Genomic DNA, 15310 nt, shown 5'->3' with positions numbered 1-15310 from the left:
TGGCAAAAAAAGCCACCCGGCGTAACCGGTGCGCGTACCGGCTGTCCGAGTGAAAGTCGCCATCCGCGCCGTGCGTAATCTGGCGGGGTGTCACGGATCGCTTACTTCGGCCCCCAGGGAACCTTCACCGAACAGGCCGCGCGCCGGCTCGCCCCCGGGGAGGAGCTGATCCCGGCGGAGACCATCCCGGCGGCGCTGGCCGCGGTGCGCTCGGGCGCGGCCGACGCCGCGTGTGTCCCGATCGAGAACTCCGTGGAGGGCGCGGTCACCGCCACCCTCGACAGCCTGAGCGAGGCCGAGCCGGTCGTCGCGGTGGCGGAGGTGCTGCTGCCGGTCCACTTCAGCGTGCTGACCCGGCCGGGCACCACCGAGATCCGCACCGTGGCCAGCCATCCGCACGCGCTCGCCCAGGTCCGCCACTGGGTCGAGGCGAATCTGCCGGGTGCGCGCCCGGTCGCCACGTCGTCCACGGCGGCGGCCGCGGTCGCGGTCGACGCGGGCGAGTTCGACGCCGCCGTCACCGCGCCGGTCGCCGTCGAGCACTACCCGCTGGAGGTGCGGGCCACCGAGGTCGCCGACGTCCGCGACGCCAAGACCCGGTTCATCCTCGTCCGCACGCCCGGTGAGCTGCCGGAGCCGACCGGGGCGGACCGCACGTCGATCGTCGCCGCCGCGACGAACCGGACCGGCGCCTTGGCGGAACTGCTCACCGAGCTGGCGGTCCGCGGGATCAATCTCACCAAGCTGGACGCCCGCCCGACCAGGAACAACTTCGGCGAGTACCGCTTCTTCATCGACTTCGAGGGACATGTGGCAGAGCCCCGGATCGGCGACGCGCTGGCCGCGTTGCGCCGCCGGTGCCGGAACGTGCGGTTCCTCGGCTCCCACCCGCGCGCGGACAACGGCACGACCGAGATCGAGCCGGGCGCCGCCAACGAGGATTTCACCGACGCGATCGCCTGGGTCGAGTCGGTACGGAAGGGAGCACAGGCGTGAAACTTCTCCTCGTCCGCCACGGCCAGACCGACGGCAACGTGCGGGGCGCGCTCGACACGGCGCTGCCGGGGCCACCGCTCACCGAGCTGGGCCGCGAGCAGGCCCAGGACCTCGCGAAGCGGCTGGACGGCGAGCCGATCGTCGCGGTCTACGCCTCGCAGGCGATCCGCGCCCAGCAGACCGCCGCGCCGCTGGCGGCGAAACTCGGCTTGGACGTCCAGGTCCTCGACGGCGTGCACGAGGTCGCGGCGGGCGACCTCGAAGGCAAGACGGACAAGGACTCGATCACGACCTACATGAGCGTCGTGCGCCGGTGGACGCTCGGCGAGCTCGACCCGCCGATCCCCGGCGGCGAGACCGGTGCGCAGGTCCGCGCCCGCGTGCTCGACGCGGTCGCCCGGCTGCGTGCCAAGCACGAGCAGGCCGACCCCGACGGCACGGTGGTGCTGGTGAGCCACGGCGGCGCGATCCGGCTGGGCGGCGAATGGCTCGCCGGGAACGTGACCGCCGAGGTCGCCAACCAGGGGCTCGTGCCGAACACCGGGATCGTCGAGCTCGTCGCGACCCCCACCGGCTGGAGCTGTCTAACCTGGGCGGAGGCCCCCGTCGAACCCTGATCAGGGACGTTTGCCTCCGCGCCCGCCGGGGAATACACCCCACAAGATCGATTAACACCTTGTGGGGAATTAACCGGTGGAGCGCAACCCCCACGGCGGACAACACGTCTACTGGACGGTGGGTCACCCGGCAGCGTCGGACTACAGGGAGGCGAATGACCATGGTTCGTTCGAAACTGATCTCCATCGGCGGTCTCGTCGCGGGTACCGCCGGGCTTCTGCTGCTCAGCGCCTGCGGTGCGGAGACCGCGCCCGTCGCGCAGAACACGTCCGCGTCGCCGTCCGGTTCGGCGCCGGACACCTCCGCCGCGCCCAGCGCGAGCTCTTCGAGCCCGGCGCCTGCCCCGCAGCCCGTCCAGCCGCCCGCGCAGGCGCCGAAGAACGACGGGCTGTGCAAGGCCGGCGACGTCAAACTGTCCGTCAAGGACAGTGACGCCGCCGCGGGCACGGTGTACCGCAAGCTCGTCATCACCAACGCGAGCGGACACCCGTGCACCGTCCAGGGCTTCCCGGGCATCTCGTACGTGACCGGCGCCGACGGCCACCAGGTCGGTGAGGCCGCGTACCGCGACGGCGCCAAGGGTGGCCCGGTCCAGCTCGCCAATGGGGAGAGCGCGATCGCCGACGTCGGTTTCGTGAACGTCCGCAACTACGACGAGGCGGTCTGCAAGCCCACCGAGACCCGAGGGCTGCGGGTGTACCTGCCGCAGGAGACGGCGTCGAACTTCGTGCCGGTGCAGGGACTCGGCTGCGCCGGGAAGATTCCTGGCAATCAGCTGACCGTCAAGACCGTCCACAAGGGCTAGAGCTGGGCGCAGAGCTGTTCGGCCTGCGCCAGATGCCGCTGTCCCGAAATCTGGTTGAAGTGCAGGCTGAACACCATCCGGCTGACCCCGTCGATATGTTCGGCCAGCGGCCGGTAGGTGTCCTTGGCGGCGGCCGCCGCGGCGGAGAGTTCGCGTGCGGCCGTCATCCGGTGCAGGACTTCGGGGGCGAGGACGGCCACGGTCCGTTCGCCGGGTGCGGAGTCGGTGGTGTCCGGGATCGTGCCGATCCTCGCCAGCGCCGAGCAAGCGTGCTTCGCGTCTTCGAGCGCCCCCGCGTTGACGCCCGAGAGCGCCCACAGCATGCCGATCACGCCACCGCCGATCACGAAACCGGCGACGGCGGTCAGTACTTGCGGCCGTCTCGAAGGTTCTGTCGTCCCCACGCCGGCCTCCGGCACCAGTGTCTGCTGCATCGCGGACCTCCCCGTCACCCGTGGCGGTGATGGGCTATTTCAGCACCAAAGGCCTTTGTTTTCACCGGTCTCGGTGGAGAACCCGCTCCTCCGTGGCCGATTCGTCATCGAAGGTTCCTTGCCGTAACGAGACGAACGCGAAACCGGCTACTCCGAACAGCAGCAGCCCGGACGTGAGGAACGTCCTGGCCGGGGAACCGAGGGCGTGGGTGAGGACGCCGCCGAGCAGGGCGCCCACCGGGATCGCACCCCAGACGACGGTGCGCCACACGCCGAGGACCCGGCCGAGCAGGTCGCCGGGGACGAGCGTGTGCCGCGCCGTCCCGAGCACGATGTTCACCGCGACCACGGCGGCCGCGAACAGGCCGAACAGTGCCGCACCCGCCACCGGCGAGCTCGTCAGGCCCATCCCGGTGAACGCCGCGCCGCAGCAGGCCGTGCCCCCGACGAGCACCGCGCGCCGGCTGGTCGCCTTCACCAACCGAGGGGCGAGGGCCGCGCCGAGCAGGCCGCCGATGCCGCCGACTAACGCGAAGAGCCCAAAGGCCGCTTCGCTGAGACGCAGGTACTCGATCGCGTAGAGCACCAGCTGCGCCTGCGCGAGTTCGCTGACCAGGCTGATCAGCCCGGCGATGACGACCAGCCGCAGCACCAGCCTGCTGTGCTTCAGCCAGCGGAAACCCTCCGCCAGTTCGGTGCGGAGGCCGGCGGGCGCGTTGCCGGTGGCTCTCGGCCGATAGCTCCCGGCGAGTCCGATCAACACGGCGGCCGCGATCGCGAAGCCCACCGAGTTGAGCAGGAACGGGAACGTCGCGAAGAGCGCGAAGGTGGCGCTGCCGACCGGCCCGCCCAGGAAGGTCTGCCCCACGATCTCGCACGCCTGGAGCTTGCTGTTCGCGCTGTCGAGTGATCCCTTGCCGACGACCGCCGGGATGAGCACGTTCGCGGCGCTGTCGGCGACCACCTCCGCGAAGCCGATGAGCAGGGCGGCGGCGTAGACCAGCCAGATCGTCACTCCGCCCGCCGCGACCAGGGCGGCCGTCCCGCCGACGACGACCGCGCGGACGCTGTTCGCGAGGATCATCGCCCGCCGCCGGTCGATGCGGTCGAGCAGCGCGCCCGCCGGGAGCGCGAACAGCAGCCACGGCAGGAACTGGGTCGCCGAGAGGCCGGCGATGAGCAGCGGATCACGGGTCAGGGTGACCGCGAGCAGCGGGAACGCGACCTTGCCGATCCCGTCGCCGAGGTTCGACGCCGCGCTGGACGCGAGCAACCAGCGCAACCGCCGGTCACTCCTCCCTCGTGTCGCCGACTCGGTCATGGACCGCCTCCCCCAGGCATTCGCCGGCGCAGGCCGGCGACAACGTGTCGAAAAGTTTAGCGGGGGCTGTCGCCCAAAGTGGCTGGGTTGTTACGCCCAGTTAAAAATCCGGAGTACCCTTGGTGCTCCACGCACGAAAATCACCGACCATGCCGCCTTCGGCACGGAATCCACTGTGCACGTGTCGGGGGAGCAAGGGACCTTTGCTCTCGTCCGTCCGGCGGCTCAGCCCCACCCGAGTTCGTGCAAGCGCGCGTCGTCGATGCCGAAATGGTGGCCGACCTCGTGGACGACCGTGATCAGCACCTCCTCGACGACGTCCTCCTCGGTGTCGCACATCTCCAGCAGCGGACGCCGGTAGATCGAGATCCGGTCCGGCAGCACCCCGCCGTACTCGTGGGTCCGCTCGGTCAGCGCGACCCCGTGGTACAGGCCGAGGATCGTGGGCGACTCCTCGTTGAACTCCTCCACGAGTACCACGACGTTGTCCATGGCGTCCGCGAATTCGGGCGGGAGCTCGTCCAGTGCCTCCGAAACCAGCTCCTCGAACCGCTGCTGGGTCATCTCGACGGGCACGCGATCACCCTCCGGTCTTCGGGGCCGAAGACGACGACGGCGGCGGGGTCTCGCCGGTGCCGACCTTGACGCTCCCGGTGACCGGCGCCAGCCCCTTGTTCTCCGGCAGGACCGCCGCCACCTTGCAGTTCACCAGCGTCGACCCGGCGTCCCAGCTCTCCTGCTCGCGGACGTCCCAGCTGAGGATGAGCTTCTTCGCCGCCAGGTCCGCGTTGCCGGTGTACTCCTGCGCGGCCGTCGAGCACTCGGTGTCCAGCCAGGTGTTCTGCTGCTCCTGCGACGGGTAGCCGTCCTTGAACTTCGTCTTGAGATCGAGCGTCGCGATGATCTCGTACGAATGCGTCTGCGCGCAGTCGATGGGGTCGCCGAAGCTGTTGTTGAGCAGCGCGAGGCAGGTGCCCGGCTCCCAGACGGCGGACTGGTCCTGTTCCTTCGCCGGCCCCTTGGTCGGCTGGAGCTTGCCGCCCTGGCCCGCCCACTGCAGACCGCACCGCAGCTGCCGGTCGCCGTCGGCCCACTGCGCGGGCGTCGGCCGGAGCAGGTTCATGCTCAGCTTGCCGTAGGGATCGAGGTTGCGGCCGAGATACGGCTTGACGTCGACAGTGCACTGTGACCTGGAGATCTCCTGCCACTGCTCCAGGTTCGGGCTCGGCGCCCCCGGCGGGTACTGCGCGCCGATGTCGACGATGCTGGTGACCTCGAACAGGTGGGCCTCGGCGCACGGCACGCGCCGCGCGTCGGTGGCGTCCGGATTGTTCCAGGTCAGACAGGTGCCCGGAGGAGATTGAAACGCCTCGGCCGCGGCGGGCGACAGTTTGGGGGCGCCGCCGCCCGCACCGCCCTCCGGGCCCACGTTCCACGAAAACGCCACACTCAGCGAAAGCGCGATGATCGCGCCCGCGAACACACCGGCCATGACGAGCCGGGTGCGCAGGGTGCTCAGCGCGTTTCGCGGATCACGGAACCGCTCGGCCTGTTGAGACATCCACTCCATGATGCCCGCGCCGCACGTAAGGTGCGCGTACCGGGTGGTTAGTGTTGAGGTACGGATACTTGGCGGGCCGTCGATTACGGAGCTTTTGATGACGCAGGATGACAACCAGGGGGCACAGCCGCCTCAGGAGCCACCGAAGCGCGGCAGCATGCGGTTTCAGGACGAGACGACGCGGGTGCGGCAGCCGTCGCTGGCCGAGCAGCGGGCACGGCAGCAGGCGCTGGCCGAGCAGGAGCGCCAGGAGGTGCTCGCGGCCGAAGCCGCCCGCGCCGCCGAGAAGAAGTCTTCGACCAAGAAGAAGATCCTGATCGGCACCGGCGTGACCGTCGGCCTGGTCGGCTTGGTCGCGACGTTCTACACGGTCGCGAAGCCGGAGAACGTCACGGCCGTCTGCGCTGCCAAAGACACGGAGATCATCGGCGACGACCGGAACTGCGACGAGAACTACGTCCGGTCGCAGGGCGGTTACGTCAGTGGCGGGTTCTTCTTCATCCCCATCGGCGGTTTCGGTGGGCCGATGCAGAGCTACCGCTACAACTACGGCGGGACCGGGCAGATCGGGCAGCGCGTCTCCGGCGGCTCGTACACCGCGCCGTCGGGCGCGAACATCAGCACCAAATCGGGCAAGTCCGTCCAGCGCGGCGGGTTCGGCATCAGCGGCAAGAGCGGCGGCAGCGGCAAGAGCGGGGGCTCGTAGGTGTACCGGGATTCCAAGCCGCCCCGGCGGGACTGGCAGAACATCGTCGAAGAGCAGGGGCTGGTCTTCGGCACGCCCGCCCGCGACGGCTCCGGCAAGTCCCGGCCGTACTGGGACGAGTCGGTCCACTACGTCTTCGACATGGACGAGATCCTGTCCGTCGAGGCTGACGTCGAACTCCTGCACTCGATGTGCCTCGAAGCCGTCGACAACGTGATCACCACCGAGCAGTACCACCGCTTCGGCATCCCCGAGTGGGTCTGGCCGCATATCGCCGAGTCGTGGAAACGGCAGGATCCGCACGTCTACGGCCGCTTCGACCTGCGCTACGACGGCAAGAGCCCGGCGAAGCTGCTCGAGTACAACGCCGACACCCCGACCTCGCTGCTCGAGGCCGCGGTCCTGCAGTGGCACTGGAAGACCACGGTCTTCCCCGAGGACGACCAGTGGAACTCGATCCACGAGAAGCTGGTCGAGCGCTGGGGCGAGCTCGCCGACAAACTGCCGTCGAACGAACTGCACTTCACCTGGTCGTCGGCCGATCCGTCCGGTGAGGACCACGTGACGACGGCGTACCTGCAGGAGACCGCGGCCGAGGCCGGGCTCGACACCGTCGGCCTGTCGATCGAGGAGATCGGCTGGGACCCGGTGCTCAAACGGTTCGTCGACCTCGAAGAGGCGCAGATGGCGACCGTGGTGAAGCTCTACCCGTGGGAATGGGTGGTCGACGAGGAGTTCGGCCGCTTCGCCGTCGAGACCATGCCGCGCACGCTGTGGGTCGAGCCGCTGTGGAAGATGATCCTCTCCAACAAGACGCTGCTCGCGATCCTGTGGGAGAACTACCCGGGGCATCCGAACCTGCTGCCCGCCTTCGCCGACGACCCCGGTCTGCTGACCGAGTACGTCCGCAAGCCGAAACTCGGCCGCGAGGGCGCGAACGTGCAGATCGTCGCCACCGGGTACGAGACGCAGACCGACGGTGTCTACGGCGCGGAAGGGTTCGTCTACCAGGCGTTCGACCCGCTCCCGGAGTTCCAGGGCTACCGGCCCGCGCTCGGCGCGTGGATCGTCGGGGACCAGGCCGCCGGCCTCGGCATCCGCGAGACCGCGGGTCTCGTCACCGACGACGGTGCGGCGTTCGTCCCGCACCGCATCGTCGAGTCGTGATAGAAGCAACCGCACAAACCTGACATTCCTGACTCCTGGAGAACCCCTGTGACCACCACCCTTGCGCTGTCCGACACGTTCGGCTCCGACCTCGTGCGAGGGATCGGCGCGATCCTGTTGTACGGCGTCGTCGGCCTGCTGATGATGTTCGCCGGGTTCTGGGCGATCGACTGGACCACGCCCGGCAAGCTCGCCCAGCTGGTCACCCGCGGCCTGCCGAACGCGGTCATCGTCACCGCGTCGGGCCTGCTGTCGATGGCGTTCATCATCGTCGTGGCGATCGCGAACTCCGCCAGCGACCTGACCGAGGGGCTCATCACCTCGCTGGTCTACGGCCTGCTCGGCATCATCGTGCAGGTGCTCGCCGTCCGGCTGCTGGAGTGGGCGACCCGGATCGACGTCCGCTCGACGATCGAGAGCGAGAAGTTCGCCCCGGCCAGCATCGTCGTCGCGGCCGCGCACCTCGCCCTCGGCCTGGTCGTGGCCGTCGCCATCTCGTGATTTCCTGACGCACTGAAACCGGCATGGGCGCACGATTCCCACTAACGTGGGAGTCGTGCGCCTTTTAAGGACACCGGACGACCGGTTCTCGGACCTGCCCGATTTCGACTTCGAACCGCGCTACGCGGAGCTCGTCGACCTTCACGGCGGCGTGATCAGAGTGGGGTACGTGGAGGCCGGACCCGAGGACGGGCCGCCCGTTCTCCTGCTGCACGGCGAGCCCACCTGGTCCTACCTCTACCGCAAGGTCATCCCGGTGCTCGCCGACGCCGGGCTGCGCGCCATCGCGCCCGACCTGGTCGGCTTCGGCCGATCCGACAAACCCGGCGACATGGTCGACCACACCTACCAGCGGCACGTCGAGTGGATGCGCGCGTTCGCCTTCGACGTCCTCGACCTGACCGACGTCACCCTGGTCGGCCAGGACTGGGGCGGCCTGATCGGCCTGCGGCTGGTCGCCGAAAACCCCGACCGCTTCGCGCGGGTCGTCGCGGCCAACACCGGCCTCCCCACCGGCGACACCGACATGCCCGAACTCTGGCACAAGTTCCGCGACGCCATGGAGAACGCCCAGGTCATCGACGTCGGGCGGTTCGTCCAGTCCGGCTGTCAGACCAAGCTGTCCGAGGAGGTCCGCGCCGCCTACGACGCGCCCTTCCCGAACGAGATGTACAAGGCCGCGCCGCGCGCGATGCCGTCCCTGGTGCCGATCACTCCGGGCGATCCGGCCTCGGCCGCCAACCGGGCCGCGCTGAAGGTGCTTTCGGAGCTGGACAAGCCGTTCCTGGTCTCGTTCTCCGACGGCGACCCGATCACCGCGCCGTGGGGCCTCGAACTGCGGGGTTCGATGCGCGGCGCCCGCGAACTCGAGCATCCGACGATCACCGGCGCCGGTCACTTCCTGCAGGAGGACGCCGGTGGGCGGCTGGGCGAGGTCATCGCCCGTTTCGTCCGCTCCTGAACGCTAGGAAGGGACCTTTCCTTGCAAAATCTGCAAGGAAAGGTCCCTTCCTAGCGTTTGTCAGGAGATGGCGGCCAGTGCGTCGGTGATGATCCCGAGGCCTTCGGCGGCCTCTTCGGCGGTGAGCGTCATCGGCGGCGCGATCCGCAGCACGTTGCCGTGCAGCCCGCCCTTGCCGATCAGCAGCCCGCGTGCCTTGGTCTCCTCCATCATCCGCGCCGCGGCCTCCGGGTTCGGCGTCATACCGCCCGGCTCGACCAGCTCGACACCGATCATCAGGCCCTTGCCGCGCACGTCCCCGATCAGCGGGTTCCCCGTCGCGCGCAGGCCGTCGAGCAGTTCGTTGCCGCGGGCCAGCGCGTTGGCCTGGAGGTCGTGGTCGGCGATGTGGTCGAGTACGGCGGCCGCGCCCGCCATCGCGACCGGGTTGCCCCCGAAGGTCGAGATCGAGTTCGCGGTGAGGCAGTCGACGAGGTCGCCGCGCGCCACGAGCCCGCCGATCGCGAGACCGTTGCCGAGGCCCTTCGCGAAGGTCATCGCGTCGGGGACGACGTCGTGCGCCTGGATCCCCCAGTAGTGTTCCCCGGTCCGTCCCCAGCCGGTCTGGACCTCGTCGGAGATGAACAGGATTCCGTACTGGTCGAGGACCTCCTTCATCGCCTTGAACAGGCCGTCCGGCGGTGAGCTGAAGCCGCCGACGCCCTGAATCGGCTCGGCGATCATGCACGCGACGTCGCCCGATGTGCCCGTCTCCAGGACGTCGACCAGGTCCGCGACGCAAGCGTCGATGTACTCCGTGTCCGAAAGCGCCCGGAACGGGCTGCGGTACCGGTAGCCGCCGTGCACGTAGCTCACCTTCACCGGGCTGAGCGACGACGCCGACCAGCCGCGGTTGCCGGTGATGCCGACCGTCGCGAACGACCGGCCGTGGTACGAGTTCCGCATCGCCAGCACCTGATTGCTGCGCCGGTACTGGGTGGCGAGCATGAGCGCGGTGTCGTTGGCCTCGGTCCCGGAGTTGGTGAAGAACACCTTCGCGTCGGGGATGCCGGAGAGCTTCGCGATACGTTCGGCCAGTTCGACCTGTGACCGGATCAGGTACAGCGTCGACGTGTGCAGGATGCCGGTGTCGAGCTGCTTGCGCACGGCGTCGCTGATCGCCGAGACGTCGTAGCCCATCGAATTCGTCAGGATGCCCGCGAAGAAGTCGAGGTAGGTGCGCCCGGTCGAGTCGATGACCCGGCGGTCCTGCGCGTGCACGATCTCGATCGGCTCGTCGTAGTAGAGCGCCAGCCACGACGGCAGTACCGCCTTGTGCCGCGCCAGCAGGTCCGCATCGGTCATCGGGTTTCTCCGTCCGCAGCAGGGAGATCTCAGTATGGGGACGGCCCGAAACGGGCGGCAACGATCAGACTGTCGGGTTATCCGCGTGGACCCGCACATTTTGTGCGGCTCGCACGGACTACTCTCAGCACTCGTGATTGACCCCAGGACTCTGCGCGATGACCCGGACGTCGTGCGCGCTTCGCAGCGCGCCCGTGGCGAGGACGAAGGAGTGGTCGACAAGCTGCTCTCCCTCGACTCCCGCCGCCGCTCGTCCATCGCCGCCGCCGACAAGCTGCGCGCCGAGCAGAAGTCGCTGGGCAAGCTCATCCCCAAGGCACAGGGTGACGAGCGGGCCGAGCTGCTCGCCAAGGCGAAGGACCTCGCCGCCCAGGTCAAGACGGCCGAGATCGAGCAGACCGAGGCGTCGGAGGAGTTCGAGCAGCTGCACCGCCTGGTGCCGAACCTCGTCCACCCCGAGGCACCCGAAGGCGGCGAGGACGACTACGTCGTGCTCAAGCACGTCGGCGAGCCGAACAAGTTCGACTTCAAGCCGAAGGACCACCTCGAACTCTGCGAGGGCCTCGGCGCGCTCGACATGGAGCGCGGCGCGAAGGTCTCGGGCTCGCGGTTCTACTTCCTCACCGGCATCGGCGCCCAGCTGCAGCTCGGCCTGCTGAACATGGCGATCGCGCAGGCGACCGCGAACGGGTTCACCCCGATGATCACCCCGACCCTGGTCCGGCCGGAGATCATGGCGGGCACCGGCTTCCTGGGCGCGCACTCGTCGGAGGTCTACCGCCTGCGCGACGACGACCTGTACCTCGTCGGCACCTCCGAGGTCCCGCTCGCCGGCTACCACGCCGACGAGATCCTCGATCTGAACGACGGCCCGAAGCGCTACGCGGGCTGGTCGTCCTGCTACCGCCGCGAGGCCGGGTCGTACGGCAAGGACACCCGCGGCATCATCCGCGTCCACCAGTTCGACAAGGTCGAGATGTTCGTCTACACGCGTCCCGAGGACGCCGAAGCCGAGCACGCGCGCCTGCTGGACTGGGAAGAGCAGATGCTCGCCAAGATCGAGGTCCCCTACCGGGTGATCGACACCGCCACCGGCGACCTCGGCACGTCCGCGTACCGGAAGTTCGACTGCGAGGCGTGGGTGCCGTCGCAGGAGACCTACCGCGAGCTGACCTCGACGTCGAACTGCACGACCTTCCAGGCCCGCCGCCTCGGCATCCGCTACCGCGACGACGACGGCCGCCCGCAGACCGTCGCCACGCTGAACGGCACGCTCGCCACCACCAGGTGGATCGTCGCGATCCTGGAGAACCACCAGCTCGAAGACGGTTCCGTCCGGGTGCCGGAGGCGCTCCGCCCCTTCCTCGGCGGAACCGAGGTGCTCACGCCGACATCCAAGTAGCGGTCGGCGGTGAGGGGAAGAGGACGCATGCGGTATCGGAATTCGCTCGCGATCGGGCTGGCGGTGCTGACGCTCGGCGGCTGCACGTCGGTCATCGGCGGTACGGCTTCGCCGGTGCCGGGGCAGGGGCCGGTCATCACGAAGGCCGAGCCGTGCAAATTGCTCTCGCAGGAGCAGGCGGAAGCCATCGGGGTCACCTTTCCCGGCAAGGAACGTCCGGCGGACAAGGCACGGAAGATCCCCGGGACGTGCCGGTACCCGGAGTTGGAGGACGCGCCCGACGGGGTCGCGCTGGAGGTGTCGCAGAGCTTCGACCTCTCGCTGGTCGACTACGTCAGCGGTGCTCTTCCCGGGGAGAAGTTCGGCATCGGCGGGTTCACCTGGACCCGGTACGCGTCCATCTTCGGCCCGAGCCACTGCTCGCTGATGACCGAACTCGATCCGAAGACCTTCGTCGAGATCACGAGCCAGGCCCCCGGCGAAGACGTCACCAAGGCCTGTGACCTGGCGAAGGCCGCGGCTCCCGCGGTCGCGTCCCACCTGCCTGGCGGACAGCCGAGCCCGCCGCTCACCGCGCCTCCCGGCCAGAAGCCGATCGAGGCTTCCGGACCGCTCGTGACCGTCGATCCGTGCTCCCTGCTCAAACCGGACCAGGTGACGCCGTTCAACCTTCAGGCCGCGCGGCCGATGAACGGTTCGTCGAGGGATCCGAAGAACGGCTGCCAGTGGGACGACAACGACGGTGACGAGGGCAAGAAGGCCCTCGACCTGTGGCTCTACACGGCGACGAAACTCGAGGACGTCCCCGGTCTCGACGGCACCCCGGTCGAGCAGATGGTGGCGGGCAAGAAGTGGTTCGTCTACTCGAGCCCGGACAGCCCGATCTGCGTCGCGATGCTACCGGTCACGGAGACCTCCTCGGTCAAGATCGACACCGGTGACCTCAGCGACAACGCCAAGGCCTGCGAAATCCCGCAAGCCGTGATGCCGCTGGTGACCGGGAACATGCCCGCCTTCTAGACCAGTTCGTCGGAGATGTGCTTCGCGATCTCCAGCGCGCTGGTCGCCGCCGGTGAGGGCGCGTTGAGGACGTGCACCTGGTCGCGCGCGGTCTCGATCAGGAAGTCGTCGACGAGCGCGCCGTCCGGGCGCAGCGCCTGCGCGCGGACCCCGGAGCCGTGTCGCACGATGTCGTCCTCGGTGACGGCGGGTACGAGCCGCGCGAGGCTTGCGGCGAAGCGGCGGCGCGAGAACGACCGGCGGACCTCGTCGAGCCCGGTCGGGTACGCGTACTTGCGTGCGAGCCGCCAGACGCCGGGGAAGCGGGCGACTTCGGCGAGGTCCTTCGCCGAGATGTCGCGCCAGGTGTAGCCTTCGCGGCGAAGCGCGAGCACGGCGTTCGGGCCGGCGTGCACGCTGCCGTCGAGCATGCGGGTCAGGTGCACGCCGAGGAACGGCAGCGACGCGTCCGGGACCGGGTAGATCAGGCCGCGCACCAGATGACGGCGTTCCGGCTTCAGCTCGTAGTACTCGCCGCGGAACGGCACGATCCGCGCACTCGGCGTCAGCCCGGCGAGCCGCGCGACGCGGTCGGCGTGCAGGCCCGCGCAGTTGACGAGGGCGTCCGCGTGGATCACGTCGTCACCGGTCGCCACCTCGACACCGCCGGAGCGGCCAGGGCGGATCCCCAGCGCGGGAGTGCCGAGACGCAGGTCGGCGTCGGATTCGTCGAGCAGCCGCACCAGGGCGGCGCAGACGGCGGGGAAGTCGATGATGCCGGTGGACTCCACGCGCAGCGCGGCGACGCACGAGACCTCGGGTTCGTACTCGCGGGCTTCGCTCGGGGTGATCAGTTTGGCCGGGACACCGTTCGCCTCGGCGCGTTCGGCGAGCACCTTCAGTGCCGGAAGCTCCGCTTCGGAGGTGGCGACGACGAGTTTGCCGCAGACCTCGACCGGCACCCCGTACTGCCGCGCGAAGTCCACAATGGACCGGTTGCCCGCGCTCGCCATCCTGGCCTTGAACGAACCCGGCTTGTAGTAGAGCCCCGCGTGCACGACGTTCGAGTTGTGCCCGGTCTGGTGGGCCGCCCAGTGGTCCTCCTTCTCGAGCACCGTGACGTCCAGACCTCGTTTGGTCAGCTCCCAGGCGGTGGCGAGCCCGACGATCCCGCCTCCGATGACTACGACTGTGCGCACGATCGACCAGGTTACCCGGAGCGCTACCTGACAGCTGTCAGGTTCGGTGGTAGCGTACCTGACCGATGTCAGGTAAACGGCTGAGCAGGGAAGAACGCCGGGAGCGGATCCTCGCCGCGGCGGCGCGGGTGTTCGCCGCGTCCGGCTACGACGCGGCCGGGATGCGCGAGGTCGCGACGGCCGCCGGTATCAGCACGCCCGTGCTCTACGACCACTTCCGGTCCAAGGCCGCGCTGTACGCCGGGCTCCTGGAGTCCGAAGTGGACAGTCTGCTGGCCGGCTGGGCGGACCTGCCCACGTCGGGCACCGCCGAGGAGCTCCTGCGAGGCCGGGTGGCGGCGATCTTCGCCTGGATGGAGACGAACGAACGCGGCTGGCGGATGATCTTCGCCGAGACGCCGTCCGACGAGGCGGTCGCCGAGGTGCACCGGCGCGGACAGGCCAGGGCCACGGGGCAGCTGACCGAGGTGTTCGCCCGCGTCCCCGGCCTGGCGCTGACCGCGGACCTGCCGCGCGACCGCGCGAACGAAGCGCTCGCCGAAGCGGCGAAGAGCGCACTGAACGCCATCGCCACCTGGTGGTGGAGCAACCGCGACATCCCGCGGGAACAGGTCGTCGCGCTCACGGCGGATCTGTTGTGGCGCGGGCTGGGGAACCTGATCCAGGAGGACGCATGAGCACCGAAACCGCCGAGCGGTACCGCCGGGCCCTCGAAACCCGAGACGTCGAACTCGCGCTGAGCGCCTTCGCGCCGGACGCCGTCGTGCGCTCGCCGTTGACGAGCCGCGTCCGGTTCACCGGGCACGCGGAACTCAGGCCGCTGCTGGAGGTCGCGTACTCGCATCTGCGCGACGTCCGGTTCCACACCGACACCGGCGACGAGGCCACGCGGGTCGTCGTCTACACCGCGCGCATCGGCGGCGAGGAGATCGAAGAGGCGGCGGTGCTGAAGCTCGGCGAAGACGGGCTCATCGCCGAAGTGACGCTGTTCGTGCGGCCGCTGCCGGGGCTCGTCGCGCTCATGGACGCCTTCGGCCCGGACATCGCGCGCCGCAACGGCCGCACGTTCGCGGCCCGGCTGCTGAAGGTGGCCGCGAAACCCTTGCTGGCCATGGTCCGGTCGGGCGACAAACGCGCGGTCCCGTTGGCCGGGCCCCGCTGACGAGAGCCGGCCTGGTCCCTGAGTGTCCACAAGGGACACTTTTCGCTGACTTAATGTCTGATTGATTCCGGGATGGGCGATTTCACGAGGGGGTCGTGAGTGGCGTTTCGGGTTAGAACCCGAAACGCCACTCC

17 protein-coding genes are annotated in these 15310 nt (G+C 69.2%); 11 read left to right on the top strand and 6 right to left on the bottom strand.

The genetic code is table 11. The features are described 5' to 3' along the window. Window positions 1-87 precede the first annotated feature (87 nt). The 3 genes from pheA (at window position 88) to AC069I_RS05240 (ending at window position 2419) form a co-directional block, all read left to right on the top strand. A complete protein-coding gene (gene pheA, locus AC069I_RS05250) occupies window positions 88-996 on the top strand; it encodes a prephenate dehydratase (protein WP_478264887.1) in 909 nt (302 codons plus the stop codon). Then, entirely contained in the window at window positions 993-1613 is a 621-nt protein-coding gene (locus tag AC069I_RS05245; RefSeq protein ID WP_478223776.1) for a histidine phosphatase family protein, read from the top strand. Before pheA ends, AC069I_RS05245 begins: the two co-directional genes overlap by 4 nt. 155 nt (window positions 1614-1768) lie before the next feature. Then, a complete protein-coding gene (locus tag AC069I_RS05240) occupies window positions 1769-2419 on the top strand; it encodes a DUF4232 domain-containing protein (protein ID WP_478223775.1) in 651 nt (216 codons plus the stop codon). On the opposite strand, the gene AC069I_RS05235 is transcribed toward AC069I_RS05240, so the two are convergent. The 4 genes from AC069I_RS05235 to AC069I_RS05220 form a co-directional block, all read right to left on the bottom strand. Next, complete coding sequence (locus AC069I_RS05235; protein WP_478223774.1) at window positions 2416-2853, bottom strand: hypothetical protein; 438 nt, start codon at window positions 2851-2853, stop codon at window positions 2416-2418. The two genes, AC069I_RS05240 and AC069I_RS05235, sit on opposite strands and share 4 nt — an antisense overlap. 61 nt (window positions 2854-2914) lie before the next feature. Further along, entirely contained in the window at window positions 2915-4174 is a 1260-nt protein-coding gene (locus tag AC069I_RS05230; protein ID WP_478223773.1) for an MFS transporter, read from the bottom strand. Between the two features lie 225 nt (window positions 4175-4399). Further along, window positions 4400-4750 (bottom strand): metallopeptidase family protein, encoded by a 351-nt coding sequence (locus AC069I_RS05225; RefSeq protein WP_093936420.1) that lies wholly within the window; start codon window positions 4748-4750, stop codon window positions 4400-4402. Window positions 4751-4754: 4 nt separating this feature from the next. Then, complete coding sequence (locus AC069I_RS05220) at window positions 4755-5735, bottom strand: septum formation family protein (RefSeq protein WP_478264886.1); 981 nt, start codon at window positions 5733-5735, stop codon at window positions 4755-4757. 97 nt (window positions 5736-5832) lie between these two features. On the opposite strand from AC069I_RS05220, the gene AC069I_RS05215 reads away from it, so the two are divergent. The 4 genes from AC069I_RS05215 to AC069I_RS05200 are packed head-to-tail and all read left to right on the top strand — an operon-like array spanning window position 5833 to window position 9070. Then, the gene (locus AC069I_RS05215; RefSeq protein WP_478223771.1) at window positions 5833-6441 is read left to right on the top strand and encodes a hypothetical protein; all 609 of its coding nucleotides are present in this window, start codon (window positions 5833-5835) and stop codon (window positions 6439-6441) included. After that, window positions 6442-7608 (top strand): glutathionylspermidine synthase family protein, encoded by a 1167-nt coding sequence (locus tag AC069I_RS05210; RefSeq protein ID WP_465414631.1) that lies wholly within the window; start codon window positions 6442-6444, stop codon window positions 7606-7608. Window positions 7609-7656: 48 nt separating this feature from the next. Further along, complete coding sequence (locus tag AC069I_RS05205) at window positions 7657-8109, top strand: DUF350 domain-containing protein (RefSeq protein WP_340685923.1); 453 nt, start codon at window positions 7657-7659, stop codon at window positions 8107-8109. A 55-nt stretch (window positions 8110-8164) separates the two neighbouring features. Then, window positions 8165-9070: a haloalkane dehalogenase gene (locus AC069I_RS05200; RefSeq protein ID WP_478264885.1), complete on the top strand. Its 906-nt coding sequence runs from the start codon at window positions 8165-8167 to the stop codon at window positions 9068-9070. Between the two features lie 60 nt (window positions 9071-9130). Here AC069I_RS05200 and AC069I_RS05195 read toward each other — a convergent pair whose 3' ends face one another. Beyond that, window positions 9131-10414: an aspartate aminotransferase family protein gene (locus AC069I_RS05195; protein ID WP_478231165.1), complete on the bottom strand. Its 1284-nt coding sequence runs from the start codon at window positions 10412-10414 to the stop codon at window positions 9131-9133. Window positions 10415-10547: 133 nt separating this feature from the next. Between AC069I_RS05195 and serS the strand changes: the two genes are divergently transcribed. Continuing rightward, window positions 10548-11816 (top strand): serine--tRNA ligase, encoded by a 1269-nt coding sequence (gene serS / locus AC069I_RS05190; protein ID WP_478223768.1) that lies wholly within the window; start codon window positions 10548-10550, stop codon window positions 11814-11816. 27 nt (window positions 11817-11843) lie between these two features. Then, the gene (locus tag AC069I_RS05185) at window positions 11844-12836 is read left to right on the top strand and encodes a DUF3558 family protein (protein ID WP_478231166.1); all 993 of its coding nucleotides are present in this window, start codon (window positions 11844-11846) and stop codon (window positions 12834-12836) included. On the opposite strand, the gene lhgO is transcribed toward AC069I_RS05185, so the two are convergent. Next, on the bottom strand, window positions 12833-14086 hold the full coding sequence (gene lhgO, locus AC069I_RS05180; protein ID WP_478265157.1) for an L-2-hydroxyglutarate oxidase: 1254 nt from the start codon (window positions 14084-14086) through the stop codon (window positions 12833-12835). The genes AC069I_RS05185 and lhgO overlap by 4 nt on opposite strands. Between lhgO and AC069I_RS05175 the strand changes: the two genes are divergently transcribed. Then, a complete protein-coding gene (locus tag AC069I_RS05175; RefSeq protein ID WP_478264884.1) occupies window positions 14080-14691 on the top strand; it encodes a TetR/AcrR family transcriptional regulator in 612 nt (203 codons plus the stop codon). The genes lhgO and AC069I_RS05175 overlap by 7 nt on opposite strands. Beyond that, window positions 14688-15176: a nuclear transport factor 2 family protein gene (locus AC069I_RS05170; RefSeq protein WP_478223765.1), complete on the top strand. Its 489-nt coding sequence runs from the start codon at window positions 14688-14690 to the stop codon at window positions 15174-15176. The genes AC069I_RS05175 and AC069I_RS05170 overlap by 4 nt, the downstream gene beginning before the upstream one ends. The last annotated feature ends 134 nt before the right edge of the window (window positions 15177-15310 follow it).

The organism is Amycolatopsis sp. NPDC043885 (genome assembly GCF_056435685.1).
This window is presented reverse-complemented; position numbering and strand designations above follow the sequence as displayed.

What these genes read in the sequence shown, in the direction of transcription:
- AC069I_RS05240 (WP_478223775.1), top strand. Translation starts at nt 1,769, where the DNA reads ATGACCATGGTTCGTTCGAAACTGATCTCCATCGGCGGTCTCGTCGCG.
- AC069I_RS05175 (WP_478264884.1), top strand. Translation starts at nt 14,080, where the DNA reads ATGTCAGGTAAACGGCTGAGCAGGGAAGAACGCCGGGAGCGGATCCTC.
- AC069I_RS05220 (WP_478264886.1), bottom strand. Translation starts at nt 5,735, where the DNA reads ATGTCTCAACAGGCCGAGCGGTTCCGTGATCCGCGAAACGCGCTGAGC.
- AC069I_RS05215 (WP_478223771.1), top strand. Translation starts at nt 5,833, where the DNA reads ATGACGCAGGATGACAACCAGGGGGCACAGCCGCCTCAGGAGCCACCG.
- AC069I_RS05235 (WP_478223774.1), bottom strand. Translation starts at nt 2,853, where the DNA reads ATGCAGCAGACACTGGTGCCGGAGGCCGGCGTGGGGACGACAGAACCT.
- AC069I_RS05185 (WP_478231166.1), top strand. Translation starts at nt 11,844, where the DNA reads ATGCGGTATCGGAATTCGCTCGCGATCGGGCTGGCGGTGCTGACGCTC.
- AC069I_RS05195 (WP_478231165.1), bottom strand. Translation starts at nt 10,414, where the DNA reads ATGACCGATGCGGACCTGCTGGCGCGGCACAAGGCGGTACTGCCGTCG.
- AC069I_RS05230 (WP_478223773.1), bottom strand. Translation starts at nt 4,174, where the DNA reads ATGACCGAGTCGGCGACACGAGGGAGGAGTGACCGGCGGTTGCGCTGG.
- AC069I_RS05170 (WP_478223765.1), top strand. Translation starts at nt 14,688, where the DNA reads ATGAGCACCGAAACCGCCGAGCGGTACCGCCGGGCCCTCGAAACCCGA.